This window comes from Franconibacter daqui, from assembly GCF_014644275.1.
Lineage (GTDB): Bacteria > Pseudomonadota > Gammaproteobacteria > Enterobacterales > Enterobacteriaceae > Franconibacter > Franconibacter pulveris.
Map to the genome: position 1 here is coordinate 70890 of NZ_BMKJ01000007.1, position 21745 is coordinate 92634.

Sequence of the window (21745 nt, forward strand, 5' to 3'; positions counted from 1 at the left end):
GTTTCGCGCTGTCAGTAACGTGAAGGTAACGGGCTGCGCGCCTTTTTAAACTGCGGGTAACGATTCAGACAAGGATACCCGCCATGACTCTTCGCCATAGCGTTGCCGTTGACCTGGGCGCCTCCAGCGGTCGCGTGATGCTGGCGCGTTACGACAGCGCGACCTGCGGCCTGCAACTGCGCGAAATCCACCGCTTCGCCAACAGCCTTAAGCCTCTTGAAGGCTTTGCTACCTGGGACGTGGACGTGCTGGAGGGCGAGATACGTATTGGGTTGCAGAAAGCCTGCGATGAAGCAAACGCTATCGACAGTATCGGCATCGACACCTGGGGCGTGGATTTCGTCTTGCTGGATAAAGCGGGCAACCGCGTCGGGCTGCCGGTTTCCTATCGCGACAGCCGCACGGAAGGGGTGATGCTGCGGGCATGCGCAGAACTGGGCCGCGAAGCTATCTATCGTCGCACCGGCATTCAGTTTCTACCGTTTAACACGCTCTATCAGCTACGCGCGCTCGCCGAACAGCAACCGGAACTGCTGGCGCAGGCCGAGCACGCGCTGCTGATGCCCGACTACCTCTGCTACCGCCTTACCGGCGAGCTGAACTGGGAATACACCAACGCCACCACCACGCAACTGATCAACATTCACACCGGCGCCTGGGATGAAACGCTGCTGGCGTGGGCGGGCGTGCCGACGCGCTGGTTTGGCGCGCCCACCCGTCCGGGCAAGGTTATCGGCCACTGGGTTTGCCGTGAAGGCCGGTCTGTGCCGGTGGTGTGCGTCGCCACTCACGATACCGCCAGCGCGGTTATCGCCGCGCCTTTGCAGGATAGCGACGCCGCCTGGATCTCCTCCGGCACCTGGTCGCTGATGGGTTTTGAGAGCAGCACCCCGTACGCCAGCGAGCAGGCGCTGGCCGCCAACATCACCAACGAAGGCGGCGCGCAAGGGCGCTACCGCGTGCTGAAAAACATTATGGGGCTGTGGCTGCTGCAACGCGTAACCAAAGAACAGAACGTGAGCGACCTGCCGGGGCTTATCCAGCAGGCGCAGCAGCTTCCGGCCTGTCGGTTTGTGATTAACCCCAACGACGACCGCTTTATCAATCCGCAGAGCATGAGCGACGAAATTCAGGCCGCCTGCCGGGAAAGCGGCCAGCCCGTCCCGCAAAGCGCGGCGGAGCTGGCGCGCTGCATCTTCGACAGCCTGGCGCTGCTGTATGCGCAGGTCCTGCAGGAGCTGGCGCAGCTTCGCGGCAAGCCCTTTACCCGTCTGCATATCGTGGGCGGCGGCAGCCAGAACCGCTTCTTAAACCAGCTTTGCGCCGACGCCTGCGGCATCCCGGTTACCGCCGGGCCGGTGGAAGCCTCCACCCTTGGCAATATCGGCTGCCAGCTGATGGCGCTTGATGAAATAGCGGATGTGGATGATTTCCGCCGGCTCATCGCCGCCAGCCAGCCGCAGGAGGCGTTTCTTCCCCGTACAGACAGCGAAATTGCCCGCTTCGTTGCGCAGTTTCAGCACAACCCAAAAACACGTAAGGAGCTTTGCGCATGACCACTCACATTCATCAGGCCTGGGAACTGGCGAAACAGCGCTTCGTCGCCGTCGGGGTTGACGCCGACGAGGCGCTGCGCCAGCTCGACCGCCTGCCGGTCTCCATGCACTGCTGGCAAGGCGATGACGTCGCCGGGTTTGAGAACCCGCAGGGCGGGCTGACCGGCGGCATTCAGGCCACCGGCAACTACCCGGGCAAAGCGCGCAACGCCGATGAACTGCGCGCCGACCTCGAACAGGCGATGCGCCTGATCCCAGGACCGAAGCGCCTTAATCTGCACGCTATTTATCGGGAAGCCGACGCCCCGGTGGCGCGCAACGAGATCAAGCCGCAGCACTTTGAAAACTGGGTCGCGTGGGCGAGAAAACAACAGCTGGGGCTCGACTTCAACCCCTCCTGCTTTTCGCACCCGCTGAGCGCCGACGGCTTTACCCTTTCGCACGCCAACCCGGAAATTCGTCAGTTCTGGATTGAGCACTGCCAGGCGAGCCGCCGCGTTTCCGCGTACTTCGGCGAGCAGCTCGGCACCCCGTCGGTGATGAATATCTGGATCCCGGACGGCATGAAGGATATGCCGGTGGACCGTCTGGCGCCGCGTCAACGCTTGCTGTCGGCGCTGGATGAGGTGATTAGCGAAAAGCTTAACCCGGCGCACCATATTGACGCCGTGGAGAGCAAGCTGTTCGGCATCGGCGCGGAAAGCTACACCGTCGGCTCCAACGAGTTCTGTCTGGGTTACGCCGCCAGTCGCCAGACCGCACTTTGCCTGGACGCCGGTCATTTTCACCCGACTGAAGTTATCTCCGACAAAATCTCCAGCGCGATGCTCTACGTGCCGCGCCTGCTTTTGCACGTCAGCCGCCCGGTGCGCTGGGACAGCGATCACGTCGTGCTGCTGGATGACGAAACCCAGGCCATCGCCAGCGAAATTATCCGCCACGACCTCTTCGACCGCGTGCACATCGGCCTGGATTTCTTCGACGCCTCCATCAACCGCATCGCCGCCTGGGTGATTGGCACCCGCAACATGAAAAAAGCGCTGCTGCGCGCGCTGCTGGAGCCTACCGCCCTGCTGCGCCAGCTGGAGCGGGAAGGCGATTACACCGGCCGCCTGGCGCTGCTGGAAGAGCAAAAATCGCTGCCGTGGCAGGCGGTCTGGGAGATGTACTGCCAGCAGCACGACGCCCCGGCCGACGCCGCCTGGCTTACCGCCGTCCGTCACTATGAACAACACGTCTTAAGCAAGCGCTAAGGAGCACTCATGCAACGCATTCTTTCTTCCTGGTTCGTACAGGGTATGGTGAAAGCCACCAGCGATATGTGGCTGAAGGGCTGGGACGAGCGTAACGGCGGCAACGTGAGCCTGCGCCTGGAGGCCGCCGACGTGGAGCCTTATCGCAACGAGTTTTACCCGCAGCCGCGCTGCGTGGAGCTGAGCGAACCCCGCCCGGAGCTGGCGGGCTGCTGGTTCCTGGTCACCGGCTCGGGAAAATTTTTCCGCAACGTGCAGCTCGACCCGGCGGACACGCTGGTGCTGCTGCAAATCACCGACGACGGCATGGCCTATCACCTCCACTGGGGGCTGACCAACGGCGGCCTGCCGACCTCAGAGCTTGCTTCGCACTTCCAGTCGCACGCGGTGCGCAAGGCGGTTTCCGGCGGCAAAGACCGGGTGATCATGCACTGCCACGCCACCAATCTTATCGCCCTGAGCTTCGTGCTGGAGCTTAATGAAGCACGCTTCACCCGCATGCTGTGGGAAGGCAGCACCGAGTGCCTGGTGGTCTTCCCCGACGGCGTCGGCATCGTGCCGTGGATGGTGCCGGGCACCGACGGCATCGGCACCGCCACCTCGGAACAGATGAAAACCCACACCCTGGTGCTGTGGCCGCACCACGGCATTTTCGGCACCGGCCCGACGCTGGATGACGCCTTCGGCCTTATCGACACCGCGGAAAAGTCGGCGGAAATCCTGGTCAAAGTCATCGCTATGGGGGGTATGAAACAGACCATTACCCGTGAAGAATTAATTGCGCTGGGGGAGCGTTTCGGCGTTACCCCGCACGCCGGCGCCATTGCCCTTTAAATAACAACATCGCCCGACGCTCAGGTCGCCACAGGGCGGCCTTAGACGATCGTGAACCTCTCTACCTGCAAACTGCGTCACTACGTGGAGTACAAGCAAATGAAAATAAAAGCGATTTTAGGTTGTACACTCACCGTTGCCACCCTGGCGTTGTCCGGTTCCGCCCTGGCCGAAGTGAAAATCGCCCTGGTGGCGAAATCACTCGGCAACGGGTTTTTCGAAGCAGCGAACGTAGGGGCTCAGGAAGCCGCTAAAGAACTGGGGGATGTGAAAGTCATTTACACCGGCCCCACCACCACCACCACCGAAGCGCAGATCGAAGTGCTTAACGGACTGATCGCCCAGGGTGTGGACGCGATCGCCATCTCCGCCAACGATCCCGACGCTGTGGTGCCGGTGCTGAAAAAAGCGATGCAGCGCGGCATTAAGGTCGTCTCCTGGGATTCCGGCGTGGCGAAAGAGGGCCGCCAGATCCACCTCAACCCCTCCAACAACGCGCTGATTGGCGAAACCAACGTCAGGCTCGCCGCCGACGCGCTGAAAGCGCTGAACGTCGAAAAAGGCGACGTGGCGATTTTAAGCGCCACCCCCACCTCGACGAACCAGAACACCTGGATTGCCGAGATGAAAAAGGTGCTGCCGAACTACCCGTCGGTCAACCTGGTGACGGTGGCCTATGGCGACGACCTTTCTGATAAAAGCTACCGCGAAGCGGTGGGGTTGCTGAAGTCTTACCCCAACCTGAAAGTGATCGTCTCACCCTCCTCGGTGGGGATTGTGGCGGCGGCGCAGGCGGTGAAAGACCAGGGCAAAATCGGCCAGGTCTACGTGACGGGCCTGGGGCTGCCGTCTGAAATGGCCGGGGCGGTGAAATCGGGCGCGTCGAAAAGCTTCGCCATCTGGAACCCTATCGATCTTGGCTATGCGGCGACCTATCTGGCGGATGACCTGGTGAAAGGGTCGGCGACCAAAACCGAAGCGAGCATGGGCAAGCTCGGCAAAGTGAAGCTCGATGCCGAAGGCAACGGGGCGATGGCGGAGCCGTTCGTCTACGATGCCAGCAATATTGATAAGTTCTCGAAGATTTTCTGAGGCGGTACGGCCGAACAAGGCCACTGAACGGTGGGTGGCGCGTCGCTTACCCACCCTGCAACCTCCTGACCGTAGACGCGTTGGCGAAAAACGCCGCGGCTATGGTCGCTCAGAAAAAGGAGCATCAGCATGACGGCATCCACCCCTCTGCTGTCGCTTAAGGGCATCACCAAGGTTTTCCCTGGGGTGCGTGCGCTTGAGAACGTACAGCTCGATCTCTGGCCCGGTCGCGTGACGGCGCTGATTGGCGAAAACGGCGCGGGCAAATCCACGCTGGTCAAGGTAATGACCGGCATTTACCAGCCGGACGCGGGCGAACTGCTCTACAAAGCGATTCCCATCAGCCTGCCCAACCCGGAAGCGGCGCACAAGGTCGGCATCACCGCCATCCATCAGGAAACGGTGCTGTTTGACGAGCTCACCGTGACAGAGAACATTTTCGTCGGCCACTATCTGTATCGCGGGCTATTTAAAAAGCTCGACTGGGCCGCCATGCACCAGCAGGCGCGCGATATCCTGCGGCGCCTTGAGGTGAATATCGACCCGCGCGCGGTGCTGAAAACCTTAAGCATCGCCCAGCGGCATATGGTGGCGATTGCCCGGGCGCTCTCTTTCGACGCGCAGGTGGTGATTCTGGATGAGCCCACCGCCGCCCTCTCCCAGCATGAGATCCTGGAGTTTTATCAGATTGTCGAGCGCCTGAAGCAGGAAGGCAAAGCCATCCTGTTTATCTCGCACAAGTTCGATGAAATTTTCGAACTGGCGGACCACTACACCATCCTGCGCGACGGCGCGTTTGTCAGCGCAGGCGACATTGCCGGCATCACCGAAGAGAAAATGGTGGCGATGATGGTGGGGCGCGCCATCACGCAAACCTACCCGAAAGTGGCCTGCGAACCGGGCGAAACGGTGCTGGAGGTCAAAGACCTTTGCCATCCGACAGAGTTTGCCCATATCAGCTTTTCGCTGCGCAAAGGCGAAATCCTCGGCTTCTACGGGCTGGTGGGCGCCGGGCGCACCGAGCTTATGCAGGCGCTGTGCGGGGTGACGCGCCCTGCCAGCGGCGAAATCATCCTTAACGGCAAAACGGCGCAGTTCCGCCAGCCGGCGGACGCCATCGAAGCGGGCATTGTCTGCGTGCCGGAAGAGCGCCAGAAACAGGGGGCGATTATCGAGCTGCCCATCAGCCAGAACATTAGCCTGCCGCAGCTTAAGCGGCTGAACCCCAACGGCATTCTGCATGACGACCGCGAGTGGCAGCTTGCCGAAGAGTACGCCCGCCGCTTGCAGGTTAAAGCCTTCAGCTGGCGCCAGCCGGTGGAGACGCTCTCCGGCGGCAACCAGCAAAAGGTGGTCATTGGCAAATGGCTTGCCACCCAGCCCACCGTCATCATTCTGGATGAGCCCACCAAAGGCATCGACATCGGCTCGAAAGCCGCGGTGCATCAGTTTATGTCGGAGCTGGTAAGCCAGGGGCTGGCGGTGATTATGGTCTCGTCCGAGCTGCCGGAAGTGATGGGCATGGCGGACCGCATCATCGTAATGCACGAAGGGCTGATGGCGGCGGAATACGGCGCGGGCAAAGCCACCGCCGAGAACATTGTCAGCGCCGCCAGCGGCGCGGGTCAGGAGGCGGCATGATGATGCAGAAATTACTCAGGCACCGCGAGGCGTTGCTCGGGCTGGTGATTGTACTGATGCTGCTGGTCATCGGCAGCCGCGTGCCGTCGTTTTTGCGCCCGGCGAACCTGCTGGAGATGTTTAACGACACCGCCATTCTGATAATCCTCGCCCTCGGGCAGATGATGGTGCTGCTCACCAAAGGCATCGATCTCTCGATGGCCGCCAACCTGGCGCTCACCGGCATGATCGTCGCCCTGCTGAATTTCCACTATCCGGCTATCCCGGTCTGGGCTTTGCTGCTGCTCGCCACCGGGCTTGGCTTAATGATGGGGCTAATCAACGGCCTGCTGGTCTGGAAGCTCGGCATTCCGGCGATTGTGGTGACGCTCGGCACCATGAGCATTTATCGCGGGATTATCTTTCTGCTCTCCGACGGCGGCTGGATCAACGCCCACCAGATGAGTCCGGATTTTCTCGGCCTGCCGCGCACCCCGGTGCTGGGGCTGCCGCTGCTGGGCTGGTGCGCTATCGCCGCGCTCATTCTGGTGAGCTATTTCCTGCGCTACAGCCGCACCGGACGGGCGCTTTACACCGCAGGCGGCAACGCCACGGCGGCCTACTACACCGGCATTAACGCCGGGAAAATGCAGTTCGTCAGCTTTTGCCTTTCCGGCGCGCTGGCGGGGTTCTGCGGCTATCTGTGGATCTCACGCTTCGCCGTCGCCTATGTGGATGTGGCGAACGGCTTTGAGTTGCAGGTGGTCGCCGCCTGCGTCATCGGCGGCATCAGCACCATGGGCGGCATCGGCCGGGTGATGGGCTGCCTGTTCGGCGCGTTGTTCCTTGGCGTAATTAACAACGCGCTGCCGGTAATCGGCGTCTCGCCTTTCTGGCAGATGGCCATCTCAGGCCTGGTGATTGTTATCGCTGTCTTGCTCAACGAGCGCAGCAATAAACGCAAAGGACGGCTCATCCTGCGCGACGTCGCGCTTTCTCGTCAAAAAGAGGCGGTGAAACCATGAGTAAGATCCTTATCTCTGCGCCGACAGCGTCCCCTGCCGCCGCGCCGTCATTCTTTCGCCGCCTGCTGGGGTGGGAGGGTTTTCTGCTGGCGGTAACGCTGCTGGTTTTTATCGGTAACGCGCTGGCGTCGCCCTACTTTCTTAATATCTGGAACCTCTCCGACGCCACCTTCAACTTCACCGAAAAGGCGATCATCGTGCTGCCGATGGCGATGCTGATTATCGCGCGCGAAATCGACCTTTCCGTCGCCTCCACCATGGCGCTCAGCTCCACGGTGATGGGCTTTTGCGCCCAGGCTGGCATCGGCACGCCGCTGCTGGTCGGCGTGGGGCTTGCCGTGGGGTTGCTGTGCGGGCTGTTCAACGGCGTGCTGGTGACGCGCTTTAACCTCTCGTCGATTGTCATCACCATCGGCACCATGAGCCTGTATCGCGGCATTACCTACATTCTGCTGGGCGACCAGGCGCTAAACCACTACCCGGAGAGCTTCGCCTGGTTCGGCCAGGGGTATGTCTGGGGCGCGCTGTCGTTTGAATTTGCGCTCTTCCTGGTGCTGGCCGCCATTTTCTGGTTTCTGCTGCATAAAACCAACTTTGGCCGCCGCACCTACGCCATCGGCAACAACCCGACCGGCGCCTGGTTTTCCGGCATTAACGTCAAGCGCCATAACCTGATCCTCTTCGCGCTGGTGGGGTTGATGGCCGGGCTTGCGGCGGTGCTGTTGACATCACGGCTCGGCAGCACGCGCCCAACCATCGCGCTCGGCTGGGAGCTTAGCGTGGTGACCATGGCGGTGCTGGGCGGCGTCAATATTCTTGGCGGCTCGGGCAGCATGGGGGGCGTGATTATCGCCGCCTTCCTGATGGGGCTCTTGACCTTTGGCCTGAGCCTGCTCAACGTGCCGGGCATTGTGATGTCGATTATCGTCGGCCTGATGCTGATTACGGTGATAACGCTGCCGATCATCACCCGCCGCCTGATGGCGCGAAGACGCATTTAACTCCTCACCCGGCCAGTGCGGCAGGCGTAAGGCGGGTCAGCGAAGCGCCACCCGCCTTTAACCCAAAGGAACAGGGTGAGGGGAAACGATTTCCCAAAATCAACGTTAAGGAGAAGTATCATGAGCTTTATGCTGGCGTTACCGAAAATCAGCCTGCATGGCGCAGGCGCTATTGGCGACATGGTGAAACTGGTGGCGGGCAAGTCGTGGGGCAAGGCGCTGATTGTCACCGACGGGCACCTGGTGAAACTGGGCCTGCTGGAGAGCCTTTTCGCCGCGCTGGATGCGCATCAACTCTCTTATGAACTGTTCGACGCGGTTTTCCCGAACCCCACTGAGGCGCTGGTGCAGCAGGGTTACGACGCTTACCGGAACGCCGAATGCGATTACCTGATAGCCTTTGGCGGCGGCAGCCCGATAGACACCGCCAAGGCGATTAAAATTCTGACCGCCAACCCCGGCCCTTCAACGAATTATTCCGGCATCGGCAAAGTAACCCATGCCGGCGTGCCGCTGGTCGCCATCAACACCACGGCGGGCACCGCCGCCGAAATGACCAGCAACGCGGTGATCATCAACGCCGAACGCCAGGTAAAAGAGGTGATTATCGACCCGAACATTATTCCCGATATCGCCGTGGATGACGCAAGCGTCATGCTGGATATTCCCGCCGCGGTAACCGCCGCCACCGGCATGGATGCGCTGACCCACGCGGTGGAGGCGTATGTTTCCGTGGGCGCGCACCCGTTGACCGACGCCAACGCGCTGGAAGCGATTCGCCTGATTAGCCAGTGGCTGCCGAAAGCGGTGGAGGAGGGGCATAACCTCGAAGCGCGTGAAATGATGGCTTACGGCCAGTATCTGGCGGGTATGGCCTTTAACAGCGCGGGCTTAGGGCTGGTGCACGCGCTGGCCCACCAGCCTGGCGCGACGCATAACCTGCCGCACGGTGTCTGCAACGCCATCCTGCTGCCTGTCATCGAAAACTTTAACCGCCCGAGCGCGGTGGCGCGCTTCGCCCGCGTGGCGCAGGCGATGGGCGTCAATATCCAGGGCATGAGCGACGAGCAGGCGAGCCAGCAGGCGATTGCCGCTATTCGCGCCCTCTCCGCCCGCGTCGGCATCCCTTCCGGCTTCAGTAAGCTTGGCGTGACCAAAGCGGATATCGAAGGCTGGCTTGATAAGGCGCTGGCGGACCCGTGCGCGCCCTGTAACCCACGCCGCGCGACCCGCGAAGAGGTGCGCGAGCTTTATCTGGAGGCGTTATGATCCGCAAAGCGTTTGTCATGCAGGTCAACCCCGGCGCTCATGAAGAGTACCAGCGCCGCCACTCGCCCATCTGGCCGGAGCTGGAGGCGGTGCTTAAACAGCACGGCGCGCATCATTATGCGATTTACCTCGACGCTGAGCGCAACCTGCTGTTCGCCACCGTGGAAATTGAGAGCGAAGCGCGCTGGAACGCCGTGGCGGATACCGACGTCTGCCAGCGCTGGTGGCGGCACATGCGGGAGATTATGCCAGCCAACCCGGACAACAGCCCGGTCAGCCGGGAGCTCAAAGAGGTGTTTTACCTGGAGTGAGACGCAAAAAGCCCGCTGATGCGGGCTTTTTATTGCGGATGCGGCTTTATGCCTCTAAGTGACTGAGCACATCCTGGGAATGATGCAAGACGCGAATAATAACGATAGCTTCCGGTTGCGGGGTAAAAAACAGAACATGGCTGGCGCAAACCTGAGAATAGATTCCAGAACCCAATTCCTTTCGTCTAACACCCATTTGATATCGGGCCAGATTCTCAAACATGGTCGACAGACGCTTTATATAGCTGTCGGCTTGCGCCACGCCAAAGCGCTCAAAACCGTATAACCATATGGCTGCCATGTCTTCATGCGCTTTTGGCGTTAATTTAATCCGCTTCTTCATTATTACGCCGAACCCTGGCTTTAAGATAATCCAGGAAAGCATCCTGCTTCCATTCCTGTGGTTCGCCGCTGTTTACGCCTTCAGCAAGCTGCTCGCGAAGTTGAGCAAGACGAGAACCAGCCTGCTTTTCACGCAATAAACGCAATGAATCCCGAATCACCTCACTTTGGGTACGATAATCTCCCGCGGCAATCAGCGATTCGACAAAATCACGCAACTCATCGCCTAAATCTACCGTCATGGTGCGCGCCATATATGCCACCCTTTGTAAGAAGTATTCTTACAAATAGTATCGCTTGCTGAATTTCCGTGCAACGTCGCGATGAGCAATAAGCCCGCTGATGCGGGCTGGTTGCGCTTTACTAACGCCTCACGCCTTCACCGTCTCTTTTAACGCCACCCCTGGCCGGTGGTTTGAGAGGGTAAACGCGGAAACGACCGTGATCCCAAGCACAATGCTGCCGAGAATCAGATAGGTGTCCTGGAAACCTATCCGGTCATACATATTGCCGGCGAAGGCGGAGAGGAAAATCGCCGCCATCTGCTTGGCGAACTGGAAGCCAATCAGGTAAATGGTGGCCGACAGGCGGGTATCGAACACGCCGGTAATGTACTTAAACGCGCCTACCAGCAAGAACGGCACCTCAAGCGCGTGCAGCATCTTCAGCGCGATAACTTCATAAACGGTGGTGGCGAACGCCGAGCCGATGATGCGCGTCGCCATAATAGCGCCTGCGATCAGCAGCGTGTTTTTCGCGCCGATGCGGTTAATTATCCACGGCGAGCAGAACATGATGATGGCGTTGCACATCTCGCCCGCCGTCGTGGCGAAGCCGAACGCCTGGGTGCCTGCCTGCGGCGTCGGGAAGAACGATTTAAAGAAGGTGGCGAACTGCTGGTCGAAAACATCGTATACGCAGGCCACGCCTATCACATAAAGAATAAACATCCACAGCTTCGGCAGGCGAAACAGGCCCAGCGCCATCTTCGCCGTCACCTGCGGCTGGTTGGCGCCAAGCGCGTTCATCACCTGGGCGTTCGGGTTGGCGCGCGGACGGGCGATAAGCAGCAGCGCCATCAGGATGAGCGCCGCGCCGGAGCCCATCCAGAAGACCATTGCCGGGTTGACGTTAAACAGCATGCCCGCCGTCGAGGCGCACAGCCCCCAGCCAAGGCAGCCGAACATGCGCGCTTTGCCGTACTCAAACGCGCTGCTGCGACTTACGCGCTCGATATACGCCTCAATCGCCCCGGAACCGGAGGAGAAGCAAAAGCCGATGTACAGCCCGCCCGCCAGCGCGCCGAGCCAGATATTTACCTTAAGAAGCGGCCCGAACACCCACAAAAAGAAAGGCGCGAACAGCACCAGCAAGGTGGTGATAATCCACAACAGATGTTTTTTCAGCCCCAGCTTGTCGGAAATCACGCCCAGCACCGGCTGAAAGGCGATAGCGAACAGCGACATGCAGGAGAACACAATGCCGGTATCGGTTTTATTCAGGCCAATAACGTCCGAAAGCCAGATGGGCAGGAACGGAAAGCAGGTGGCCATGATGAAGAAATAGAAAAAGAAAAAGAGGCCGAAAATCCAGAAATTAGGGTTGTTTTTGTAGGTACAGGCGGTTGTCGTCATTATCGTTATCCTCGAAAGGCACACCATTACGGCGCCGCGCGGGCGGCGCCTCCACCATCACACGCGTTCAAAAGCAATCAGAATGGCGCTTTCCGGGTCGAGCACCGGCAGCTGCAACCCTGCCTGCGCCAGCCATTCCCCCGTCGCGCTCAGCGGCTCGTTCATCCAGCCTGGCAGCTTGCGCATGGTATGTCCTCCTTCGCCGGTAATGGCGATATTCGGGTGATCCACCAGCCGCACCTGATAACGCGCGTCCGGCGCAAGCCCCGGCACGCGAAGCGCGCCCGGCAGGGTGTAATCCGGCATCGTCAACTGGCTGACCAAAAACAGCCCCTGTCGCTTGTCCTGACTGACCACGCCCTGCGCCTGGGTGGACGCCTCCGGCATCTCCACGCGCCACAGGTCGCCGGTATGGATAAGCTCGCGCCACTGTTTATAAAGCGCAGCGTAGCGTTGATAGCTCGCCTGCTCTTCGGCATCCGCTGTGACCGGGTCCAGCTCCAGCCCCATATGGCCGAACAGCGCGGTAAGGCCACGAAATTCAATGCTGTGCTGGCGGAAGGTCGCATGGCAGCGGCGGTTGCCGATGTGCGCGCCCATCACCTCCGGCGGGAAGAAATAGCTCATGCCGCGCTGAATGGCGCTGCGCTCCAGCGCATCGTTGTTATCCGAAGCCCAGAAGCGGTGGCTGCGGGTCAGCACTTCGTAATCGATGCGTCCGCCGCCGGAAGCGCAGGACTCAAACTCAATATTCGGGAAGCGGTTGCGCAGCGTATCGAGCAGGCGGTAGAACTGGCGCGTTTGCGCATCCGCCGCCGCCCGGCCCTCGTGCCCCGGCTGCACCAGCTCGCGGTTCATATCCCATTTCACATAATCCACCGGGTGCTCGCCGAGCAGCCAGCTCATGCGCGCCAGCAGGTAGTCAAACGCGTCGGGGATGTTCAGGTTGAGTACCCACTGGTGGCGTCCGGTGGTTTTCGGGTAGCCCGGCAGCGCCAGCACCCAGTCCGGGTGCGCCCGGTAAAGGTCGGAATCGGGGTTTATCATCTCCGGCTCCACCCAGATGCCGAACTCCATACCCAGCGCTTTAACGTGGTTGATCACCGGCATCAGCCCGTTCGGGTATTTCTGCTCGTCGAGATACCAGTCGCCGAGCGCCGCGTGGTCGTCGTTGCGGCCTTTAAACCAGCCGTCGTCGATGATAAAGCGCTCTACGCCAAGCAACGCGGCCTGGGTCGCCATCTGCATGATGTATTCAGGCTGATGATCGAAGTAAATCCCCTCCCAGGTGTTGAGATGCACCGGGCGCGGCTTGTTATCAGGAAAGCGGATAACCTCGTCGCGCAGAAAACGGTGGAACTGCTGGCTCATGCCGTTCAGCCCGTGCGTCGAGTGGCTGGCGTAAAGCCACGGCGTGTGCAGGGTTTCGCCCTCTTCCAGCGCGATTTCGCCCGGCAGATAAAGCGCTTCGGCCTGCAGGTAGCGGCGGCCGTCGGTTTTCACTTCGCACTTCAGCCGGTGGTTGCCGCTCCAGCCGAGATGCACGCCCCACACCTCGCCGTGCTGCTCGCCGAAGCTCTGCGTCCCGGCGATTAACGCCGGGAAATGCTCGTGAGAGGTGCGCCCACGGCGGTTTTCCAGCACGAAGCCGTCGTGGCTTAGCGTTACGCGGTGCGGCTGGAACTCGCGGATCCAGCGGCCATGAAAGGCCATCACCTCAAAGGCGCGCTCCGCTACCGGCAGCGTGACGGCGAACCGGTTAACCTGCCAGGCGCCGGCGCGCAGGTTAGTCAGGCCGTGACGCACTTTCAGCACGCCGCTTGTCGTCAACACCAGTTCGCTTTGCAGCCGCAGGCCTGCGCTGGCGTCTTCACTGAAAATTATCAGCGTCTCGCCCTGCTGGCGGACCTCCACAGTGGTGAACACCGGCGAGCCATCCAGCCCGTTGCGGTGCCCTTCAATGCCCGGCGAGCCGAAAAGCCCGTGGCCCAGCTCCGCCATCAGCGTGACGGGCGAATCAACGTCAAGCCGCCCGTTAGCCACCGGACGCAGCAAACTGCCGCAATCCTGCGGCGAAAAGTGGGCAAGATGCGGCCCCCAATAGACAATTTCTGCAAACGGCTGCGTTTTAACAACAATATCGGTAACGGTGCTGGTCAGGCGGTGGAAGCTCGTTTCCATAAAGCATCTCCGGTTTCAGGTATGCTTTTACTGTTGATCCGAAACGTTTCGGATGCCAACCAAAACGTTTCGGTTATGTGATCGCGCCGGGATTTTACGGGTTAACGCAGTATGGGGTCATGCCGGAGCATGCAGGGTGGAGCCAGGAAGAAAATCGGGCTGCCAGAGCACCTGAAGCCGCTCTGGCGGTTCGCCGGCGATAAGACGCTGGACCATATCGGCTATCTGGCGGCCAACGCCTTCGCGGGTAGACTGGATAACCGCCGCCACGTCGGTTTCCACAATGCTGTCCGGCGGCAGACCGTCGTAAACCACCAGCGAAACCGCGTTCTCGCCATGCAGGCGGTTGCGCGTTTGCAGCGCCATCGCCGCGCCGTCGCCGAGCGAGTTGCAGTCGGTGATAATAGCCGTGGGCGGCGCAGGCAGCGCCAGCAGATCGAGCGTGGCTTTATAGCCCGCGCGACGGGTGGGTGGCAGCATTCGCAGCCCGCTTTCATCGAGCTGACGGCTTCGCAGGGCGTCGCGCCAGCCTTCACGGCGCTGGGTAATAAAAGCCTGGGTGTTATTTTCGCCAAGCATGGCGATGCGCCGGTGGCCGAGAGAAATCAACCGCTGCGTGGCCTGATAAGTGCCGGCATAGTTGTCGAAATCAAACCAGGCGTAAGGACGGGAAAGCCGACTGCGGCCCAGCGCTAAAAAGGGGAAGCGGGCTGACTGGAGCTCCTGCAAACGCGGGTCGTCATCCAGCGTGTGCGCCACGATAAGCGCGTCCACGCGGCGGCTTTGCACCAGCCGCATATAGCTGTGGCTGTCAGCGAGGTCGTCATCGGCGATAAGCAGCAAATCGACTTCGTGCTGCGCCAGCTCGCGGCTTATCTCTCCCACCATCTCCATGAAGACGCTGTTATTAAGCGGCGCCGGTTGCACCGGAAAAACCAGCCCCACGGCGTCGATTTTGCCCATTTTCAGGCGCCTTGCGAAGGTGTTGGGCCGGTAGCCGCGCCGCTGCGCCTCTGCCTCCACGCGACCCCGGGTCTCTTTTGAAACATCGTCATAGCCGTTCAGCGCGCGGCTGACGGTGGTTACAGAGAGTCCGAGTTCTTTGGCGATGGCTTTAAGCGACATACGATTGCGCGTCCGTGATGAAAACCCGGTTAGTTTCGCCTATCGCCTTTATGGAGTCCATAAAACAAAAAAAGCGCCCGCAGGCGCTCTTTCGACAGGTTTTCGCTTATTTGCTCAGTTCAGCGGTCATGTGAACCTGGTTGCCGCTGAACGCTTCGGTGATGCGGTAAGACGCGCCGGCATCTTTGGCTTTGGCGGCGATTTGCGCTTCAGCGCCAGAGAGCGTGGTGTCGGTGGCGGTCACGGTCTGAGAAGCGAAAGCGCCGAAAGCAGAAGAGAGCGCAACAACAGCAACAAAAGTTTTGATAGTGTTCATGGTGTAAATCCTTCAGTCAGTTTGTTCAGGGAGAAGGCTGCTTGCCTTCGATGTGTGTAATAGTAGACCTGCACCCACTGAACAAAAAGCGGAAGGATTTGCCGTAATAAATCAAAATTTTTGAATTAAGAAAATCAGTTCTGCTCCGCCACTAAAATCGCCTCGGTATCCGGCTCCAGCGCGCGGAAAATATGCGCCTGATCGGCCGGATAACAGATGTAATCCCCGGCGCTCAGTTCTTCCGGCGCATCCGTCAGCCCCACCAACGCCCGACCGCGCGTCACGATAATATGCTCAACGGAGCCAGCGGGATGCGGATGCGAAAGCCGTTCGCTGCCCGGCTGGGTCAGCAGCAGATAGATATCGCGCCGCGCTCCCGGCGGGCAGGTGGCGAGCAGAATCGCTTTATATTCCGCCAGCTCCGCGGCAACCGCAGGCCCTTCGCCACGGCGGATCACCTGCGTTTTCGCACTCTGCGGCTCCATCAATCGCGCAAAGGGAATATCCAGCGCCACGCACAGCGCCCAGAGCGTTTCAAGGCTGGGGTTACCGTTGCCGCTTTCAAGCTGGGAAAGGGTCGATTTGGCGATGCCCGCGCGGCGGGCTACTTCCGCCAGCGAAAGCCCGGCGCGGGTTCGCTCGCGCACCAGGCTTTTGGCGATTACGCTTATCGGCTGCGTCATGTCATGCTCCAGCGTTCGTTAAAAAGAACAATCGTTCGTCTTGAAAAACGAACCTGAGATGTTCATTATAATGGTCATTCGTTCATTATGGCTGAAAAAAGTATGTTGATACATCGCTTCTCGTGCCTGAAAGGCGACATTATAAGGGCTATTTTGCTGGTCTGTCTGGCGGTCGGCGTTGTGGGCGTTTCCTACGGTACGCTGGCGATGGCGTACGGCTTTGCGCTATGGGTGCCGCTGCTGTTATCCCTCTCGGTGCTGGCGGGCGCGTCGGAATTCATTTTTATCGGCATCGTGGCGAGCGGCGGCAGTCCGCTGGCGGCCGCGGCGGCGGGTTTGCTGGTGAATGCGCGCCATTTGCCGTTCGGCATAACGGTACGCGACCTGGTGGGTCAGGGCGCAGCCCGGCTGCTGGGCTCGCATATTATGAATGACGAAAGCGTGGTGTTCGGTTTATCGCAACCCACCCCGGAAACCCGCAAAGCCGCCTACTGGCTGTGCGGACTTGGCGTCGCGCTCTTCTGGCCGCTTGGGGTCATTATCGGCGTTGCTGTAGGCAAGCTGCTGCCCGCGCCGGAAACTATCGGCCTGGATGCGGTCTTCCCGGCGATTCTGCTGGCGCTGGTGTTGCCTGCGCTGAAGAAAAAAACCACGCTTATCCGCGCCGGCAGCGGCGCGGCAATCTCGCTTGCCGCCGTGCCGTTTGCGCCAGTGGGGCTGCCGGTGCTGCTCTCTTTAGCCGGTCTACTGACGAGGAAGAAATAATGGCCAGCACAGGGTTCATTCTTACCGGGATAGCCGTGCTCTCTGTCGGCACTTATCTGATGCGCTTTGGCGGCGCCAGGCTTGGCAACAAGCTCGCGCTCTCTGAACGCGCTCAGGCGCTGCTCTCCGATGCCGCCACGACGTTGTTATTCGCCGTGGCGCTGGCGGCCACCTTTTACGAAGGGGAAACGTTCGCGGGCATGGCGCGGGTGCTGGGGGTGGCGTTTGCGCTGTTTCTGGCCTGGCGTAAAGCGCCGTTGATTGTGGTGATTATCGCGGCAGCAGTGGTCACTGCGCTGCTGCGTCTGGCGGGCGTAAACTAAAAAAGCGCCCGCAGGCGCTCTTTCGACAGTTTTTGCTTATTTGCTCAGTTCAGCGGTCATGTGAACCTGGTTGCCGCTGAACGCTTCGGTGATGCGGTAAGACGCGCCGGCATCTTTGGCTTTGGCGGCGATTTGCGCTTCAGCGCCAGAAAGCGTGGTGTCAGTGGCGGTCACGGTCTGTGAAGCGAAAGCGCCGAAAGCAGAAGAGAGCGCAACAACAGCAACAAAAGTTTTGATAGTGTTCATGGTGTAAATCCTTCAGTGAGTTTGTTCAGGGAGAAGGCTGTTCGCCTTCGATGTGTGTAATAGTAGACCTGTACTCGCTGAACAAAAAGCGGAAGGATTTGCCGAAATAAGTCAAAATTTTTGAATACTATATAAGCCGCTGCGGATGGGTATAGATGGTCGCCCTTCCCGGTTTGGCGAAGCCCACCAGCGTCAGATTGCAGCGCTCGGCTACCTCAACGGCAAGCGTAGTGGCGGCGGAAACGGCAAATAAGATCTCAACGCCGCACATGGCGGATTTCTGCACCATCTCATAGCTGGCCCGGCTGGAAACCATCGCCGCGCCTTCGCGCCACCCTTCCTGCGCCCGACGGCCCAGCAGCTTGTCCAGCGCCACGTGGCGGCCGATATCTTCATGCCCGCCCGGCACCGCGCCGTCAGCGTTTATCCAGGCCGCCGCGTGCGTACAGCCGGTAAGCTGACCTACGGGCTGAAAATCGCTTAGCTGGCGCAGCGCGTTGTCGAGAAGGGAAAGCGGGAAAGTTTGCGTGAAAGGCAGCGGCGCGACCGGACGGCCTATCTCGTTAAGTTGCTCCACGCCGCAGACGCCGCAGCCCGTGCGGCCCGCCATCGCCCGGCGGCGTTCCTTCAGCCCCATAAAGCGGCGGCTGGAGAGCTCTATCTGCACTTCGATACCGTTACAGCCTTTCTCCACATCCATGCCGTAGATTTCCTGTGAAGATTCGATAATCCCTTCCGATAAAGAGAAACCTAAGGCGAAAAGCTCAAGGTCTTTTGGCGAGGCCATCATGACCACGTGCGAAATGCCGTTATAAACCAGCGCCACCGGCACTTCTTCAGCGAGCCAGTCGGGCTGCGCCTGCGTCAGATCGTCGCGCTTCCACAGCGAACGCTCTGCCGCTGCGGTGATCGCCGTCACGTTTCGTAACAGTTTCGGGTGATTCTTATTCACTTTTATTTAACCGCCTGGAACAGCCTTAGCAACATTATGGTATCCTGTCGCCTCCCTTCCCTCCCTGACCGGAGGGACGAGCACGATTGTGAACCTTTGCGGGGGCATCCGCAAAATAAAAAATCCACAAATACAATAGTGACAATGTCGAAACAAGGAGCGACCCATGCAGGTCAGCAGAAGGCAGTTCTTTAAGATCTGCGCTGGCGGTATGGCAGGCACCACGGCAGCTGCGCTGGGCTTTGCCCCAGGCGTCGCGCTGGCGGAGACGCGGCAGTATAAGCTGCTGCGCACCCGCGAAACCCGTAATACCTGTACGTACTGTTCCGTCGGCTGTGGGCTGTTGATGTACAGCTTAGGCGACGGCGCGAAAAACGCGAAATCTTCCATTTTTCACATCGAAGGCGACCCGGACCATCCGGTAAACCGCGGGGCGCTTTGCCCGAAAGGCGCAGGCCTTGTGGATTTCATCCACTCCGAAAGCCGCCTGAAGTACCCGGAATACCGCGCCCCTGGCTCGGATAAATTCCAACGCATCAGTTGGGAAGAGGCGTTCGATCGCATCGCTAAACTGATGAAAGAAGACCGCGACGCCAACTTCATCGCGAAGAACGCCGAAGGCACCACCGTCAACCGCTGGCTCTCCACCGGTATGCTGTGCGCCTCCGCCTCCAGTAACGAAACCGGCTATTTATCGCAGAAATTTACCCGCGCACTCGGCATGTTAGCCGTCGACAACCAGGCGCGTGTCTGACACGGACCAACGGTAGCAAGTCTTGCTCCAACATTTGGTCGCGGTGCGATGACCAACCACTGGGTCGACATCAAAAACGCCAACCTTGTCGTCGTGATGGGCGGGAATGCGGCAGAAGCGCATCCGGTCGGGTTCCGCTGGGCGATGGAAGCCAAAATCCACAACGGCGCGAAGCTGATTGTTATCGATCCGCGTTTTACGCGTACGGCATCGGTTGCGGATTTCTATACGCCGATCCGTTCCGGCACCGACATCGCTTTCCTGTCGGGCGTCCTGCTGTATCTGATGACCAACAACAAAGTTAACCGCGAATATGTCGAGGCCTACACCAACGCCAGCCTGATCGTGCGTGAAGATTTCGGCTTCGAAGATGGCCTGTTCACCGGCTATGACGCGGAAAACCGTAAGTACGACAAAACCACCTGGAACTACGAACTGGATGAGAACGGCTACGCGAAACGCGACGCCACCCTTACCCATCCGCGTTGCGTGTGGAACATGCTGAAAGCCCACGTTTCCCGCTACACGCCGGAAACCGTGTCGGATATCTGCGGTACGCCGAAAGAAGATTTCCTGAAAGTCTGCGAGCTTATCGCCGAAACCAGCGCGCACGATAAAACCGCGTCGTTCCTCTACGCGCTCGGCTGGACGCAGCACTCCATTGGCGCCCAGAACATTCGCACCATGGCGATGGTCCAGCTGCTGCTCGGCAACATGGGCATGGCGGGCGGCGGCGTGAACGCGTTGCGCGGCCACTCCAACATCCAGGGTCTGACCGACCTCGGCCTGCTGACGCAGAGCCTGCCGGGTTACATGACGCTGCCAAGCGAGAAACAGGCCGATCTTCAGACCTATCTCGCCGGCAATACGCCGAAGCCGCTGCAGGAAGGGCAGGTTAACTACTGGAGCAACTACCCGAAATTCTTCGTGTCGATGATGAAAGCCTTCTTTGGCGACAAAGCGACAGCCGAGAACAACTGGGGCTTTGACTGGCTGCCGAAGTGGGACAAGGGCTACGACGTCCTGCAGTATTTCGAAATGATGAGCCAGGGCAAGGTGAACGGCTATATCTGCCAGGGCTTTAACCCGGTGGCGTCGTTCCCGAACAAAAATAAAGTGGTCGCTGCGCTCTCGAAGCTGAAGTTCCTGGTGACCATCGACCCGCTCAACACCGAAACGGCGACCTTCTGGCAAAACCACGGCGAGCAGAACGACGTGGATACCGCGAGCATTCAGACCGAAGTGTTCCGCCTGCCCTCCACCTGCTTCGCCGAAGAGAACGGTTCTATCGTTAACTCCGGCCGCTGGCTGCAGTGGCACTGGAAAGGTCAGGACGCCCCGGGCGAAGCGCTGAACGACGGCGAAATCCTGGCCGGCATCTTCCTGCGCCTGCGCAAGATGTACGCCGAACAGGGCGGCGCGACGCCGGAGCCGGTGCTGAACATGAGCTGGAACTACTCCACGCCGGAGAACCCGTCGCCGGAAGAAGTGGCAATGGAGAGCAACGGCAAGGCGCTCGAAGACATCATCGACCCGGTCACCGGCAACGTGCTGGCGAAAAAAGGCAATCAGCTCGCCTCCTTTGCGCATCTGCGCGATGACGGCACGACGTCGAGCGGCTGCTGGATCTTCGCCGGCAGCTGGACGCCAGACGGCAACCAGATGGCGCGCCGCGACAACGCCGACCCGTCAGGCCTTGGCAATACGCTGGGCTGGGCATGGGCGTGGCCGTTGAACCGCCGCATCCTCTATAACCGCGCCTCGGCGGACCCGCAGGGCAAACCGTGGGATCCGAAACGCCAGCTGCTCAGCTACGCGAACGGTAAGTGGGTCGGAGCGGATATTCCGGATTACAACACGGCGCCTCCGGGCAGCAACGTCGGGCCGTTTATCATGCTGCAGGAGGGCGTGGGCCGCCTGTTCGCCATCGACAAAATGGCGGAAGGGCCGTTCCCGGAGCACTACGAGCCGTTTGAAACGCCTATCGGCACCAACCCGCTGCACCCGAACGTTATCTCCAACCCGGCGGCGCGCATTTTCAAAGACGATGCGGCAGCGCTGGGCAAGTCGGATAAGTTCCCGTACGTAGGTACGACTTACCGCCTGACGGAGCACTTCCACTACTGGACCAAGCATGCGCTGCTGAACGCCATCGCACAGCCGGAGCAGTTTGTGGAAATCGGCGAGAAGCTGGCCGGCAAGCTCGGCATCGCGCAGGGCGATACGGTGAAAGTCTCTTCCAACCGCGGCTACATCAAAGCCAAGGCGGTGGTGACCAAGCGCATTCGCACGCTGAACGTCCACGGTAAGGAAGTCGATACCATCGGTATTCCTATCCACTGGGGTTACGAGGGCGTGGCGAAGAAAGGCTTTATCGCCAACACGCTGACGCCGTTTGTGGGCGATGCGAACACTCAGACGCCGGAATTTAAGGCGTTCCTGGTGAACGTGGAAAAGGTGTAA

General features: G+C 60.0%; 21 protein-coding genes. 12 read left to right on the forward strand and 9 right to left on the reverse strand.

Going from position 1 to position 21745, the window contains the following annotated elements:
• Window positions 1-83: 83 nt before the first annotated feature.
• From rhaB to rhaM, 9 genes are all read left to right on the forward strand, one after another.
• Window positions 84-1556: a rhamnulokinase gene (rhaB, locus tag IEX01_RS19025; protein ID WP_188724361.1), complete on the forward strand. Its 1473-nt coding sequence runs from the start codon at window positions 84-86 to the stop codon at window positions 1554-1556.
• Window positions 1553-2809 (forward strand): L-rhamnose isomerase, encoded by a 1257-nt coding sequence (locus IEX01_RS19030; RefSeq protein ID WP_188724362.1) that lies wholly within the window; start codon window positions 1553-1555, stop codon window positions 2807-2809. Before rhaB ends, IEX01_RS19030 begins: the two co-directional genes overlap by 4 nt.
• A gap of 9 nt (window positions 2810-2818) precedes the next feature.
• On the forward strand, window positions 2819-3643 hold the full coding sequence (gene rhaD, locus IEX01_RS19035; RefSeq protein WP_048887619.1) for a rhamnulose-1-phosphate aldolase: 825 nt from the start codon (window positions 2819-2821) through the stop codon (window positions 3641-3643).
• 99 nt (window positions 3644-3742) lie between these two features.
• Complete coding sequence (rhaS, locus tag IEX01_RS19040; protein ID WP_188724363.1) at window positions 3743-4735, forward strand: rhamnose ABC transporter substrate-binding protein; 993 nt, start codon at window positions 3743-3745, stop codon at window positions 4733-4735.
• 129 nt (window positions 4736-4864) lie between these two features.
• Complete coding sequence (locus IEX01_RS19045) at window positions 4865-6376, forward strand: sugar ABC transporter ATP-binding protein (protein ID WP_188724364.1); 1512 nt, start codon at window positions 4865-4867, stop codon at window positions 6374-6376.
• Window positions 6376-7380: an ABC transporter permease gene (locus IEX01_RS19050; protein ID WP_024556759.1), complete on the forward strand. Its 1005-nt coding sequence runs from the start codon at window positions 6376-6378 to the stop codon at window positions 7378-7380. Before IEX01_RS19045 ends, IEX01_RS19050 begins: the two co-directional genes overlap by 1 nt.
• Window positions 7377-8381 carry an ABC transporter permease gene (locus tag IEX01_RS19055; protein ID WP_024556760.1) on the forward strand — a complete coding sequence of 335 codons (1005 nt, stop codon included), beginning with the start codon at window positions 7377-7379 and terminating at the stop codon, window positions 8379-8381. Before IEX01_RS19050 ends, IEX01_RS19055 begins: the two co-directional genes overlap by 4 nt.
• Before the next feature lie 120 nt (window positions 8382-8501).
• Window positions 8502-9650 carry a lactaldehyde reductase gene (fucO, locus tag IEX01_RS19060; protein WP_188724365.1) on the forward strand — a complete coding sequence of 383 codons (1149 nt, stop codon included), beginning with the start codon at window positions 8502-8504 and terminating at the stop codon, window positions 9648-9650.
• Window positions 9647-9961 (forward strand): L-rhamnose mutarotase, encoded by a 315-nt coding sequence (gene rhaM, locus IEX01_RS19065; protein ID WP_024556762.1) that lies wholly within the window; start codon window positions 9647-9649, stop codon window positions 9959-9961. The genes fucO and rhaM overlap by 4 nt, the downstream gene beginning before the upstream one ends.
• Window positions 9962-10007: 46 nt before the next feature.
• Here rhaM and IEX01_RS19070 read toward each other — a convergent pair whose 3' ends face one another.
• From IEX01_RS19070 to IEX01_RS19100, 7 genes are all read right to left on the reverse strand, one after another.
• Complete coding sequence (locus tag IEX01_RS19070) at window positions 10008-10304, reverse strand: type II toxin-antitoxin system RelE/ParE family toxin (RefSeq protein ID WP_024556763.1); 297 nt, start codon at window positions 10302-10304, stop codon at window positions 10008-10010.
• Window positions 10288-10557 carry a type II toxin-antitoxin system ParD family antitoxin gene (locus IEX01_RS19075; RefSeq protein ID WP_024556764.1) on the reverse strand — a complete coding sequence of 90 codons (270 nt, stop codon included), beginning with the start codon at window positions 10555-10557 and terminating at the stop codon, window positions 10288-10290. Before IEX01_RS19075 ends, IEX01_RS19070 begins: the two co-directional genes overlap by 17 nt.
• 117 nt (window positions 10558-10674) lie before the next feature.
• Entirely contained in the window at window positions 10675-11937 is a 1263-nt protein-coding gene (locus tag IEX01_RS19080) for an MFS transporter (protein WP_024556765.1), read from the reverse strand.
• A gap of 57 nt (window positions 11938-11994) precedes the next feature.
• A complete protein-coding gene (locus IEX01_RS19085; protein ID WP_188724366.1) occupies window positions 11995-14118 on the reverse strand; it encodes an alpha-galactosidase in 2124 nt (707 codons plus the stop codon).
• 117 nt (window positions 14119-14235) lie between these two features.
• A complete protein-coding gene (locus tag IEX01_RS19090) occupies window positions 14236-15243 on the reverse strand; it encodes a substrate-binding domain-containing protein (RefSeq protein ID WP_188724367.1) in 1008 nt (335 codons plus the stop codon).
• A gap of 106 nt (window positions 15244-15349) precedes the next feature.
• The gene (locus tag IEX01_RS19095; RefSeq protein ID WP_024556772.1) at window positions 15350-15559 is read right to left on the reverse strand and encodes a YdgH/BhsA/McbA-like domain containing protein; all 210 of its coding nucleotides are present in this window, start codon (window positions 15557-15559) and stop codon (window positions 15350-15352) included.
• 134 nt (window positions 15560-15693) lie between these two features.
• A complete protein-coding gene (locus IEX01_RS19100) occupies window positions 15694-16242 on the reverse strand; it encodes a helix-turn-helix domain-containing protein (RefSeq protein ID WP_024556769.1) in 549 nt (182 codons plus the stop codon).
• A gap of 105 nt (window positions 16243-16347) precedes the next feature.
• Here IEX01_RS19100 and IEX01_RS19105 point away from each other — a divergent pair, with 105 nt between their 5' ends.
• Complete coding sequence (locus IEX01_RS19105) at window positions 16348-17007, forward strand: AzlC family ABC transporter permease (protein WP_152526310.1); 660 nt, start codon at window positions 16348-16350, stop codon at window positions 17005-17007.
• Window positions 17007-17330, forward strand: coding sequence for an AzlD domain-containing protein (locus IEX01_RS19110; RefSeq protein WP_188724368.1), 324 nt, complete (start codon window positions 17007-17009; stop codon window positions 17328-17330). Before IEX01_RS19105 ends, IEX01_RS19110 begins: the two co-directional genes overlap by 1 nt.
• A gap of 36 nt (window positions 17331-17366) precedes the next feature.
• Here the strand turns inward: IEX01_RS19110 and IEX01_RS19115 are convergent, their stop codons facing one another.
• Entirely contained in the window at window positions 17367-17576 is a 210-nt protein-coding gene (locus IEX01_RS19115) for a YdgH/BhsA/McbA-like domain containing protein (RefSeq protein WP_024556772.1), read from the reverse strand.
• A 127-nt stretch (window positions 17577-17703) separates the two neighbouring features.
• Window positions 17704-18528, reverse strand: a complete 825-nt coding sequence (fdhD, locus tag IEX01_RS19120; RefSeq protein WP_188724369.1) for a formate dehydrogenase accessory sulfurtransferase FdhD — start codon at window positions 18526-18528, stop codon at window positions 17704-17706.
• A gap of 166 nt (window positions 18529-18694) precedes the next feature.
• Here fdhD and fdnG point away from each other — a divergent pair, with 166 nt between their 5' ends.
• On the forward strand, window positions 18695-21745 hold the full coding sequence (gene fdnG / locus IEX01_RS19125; protein WP_125454204.1) for a formate dehydrogenase-N subunit alpha: 3051 nt from the start codon (window positions 18695-18697) through the stop codon (window positions 21743-21745).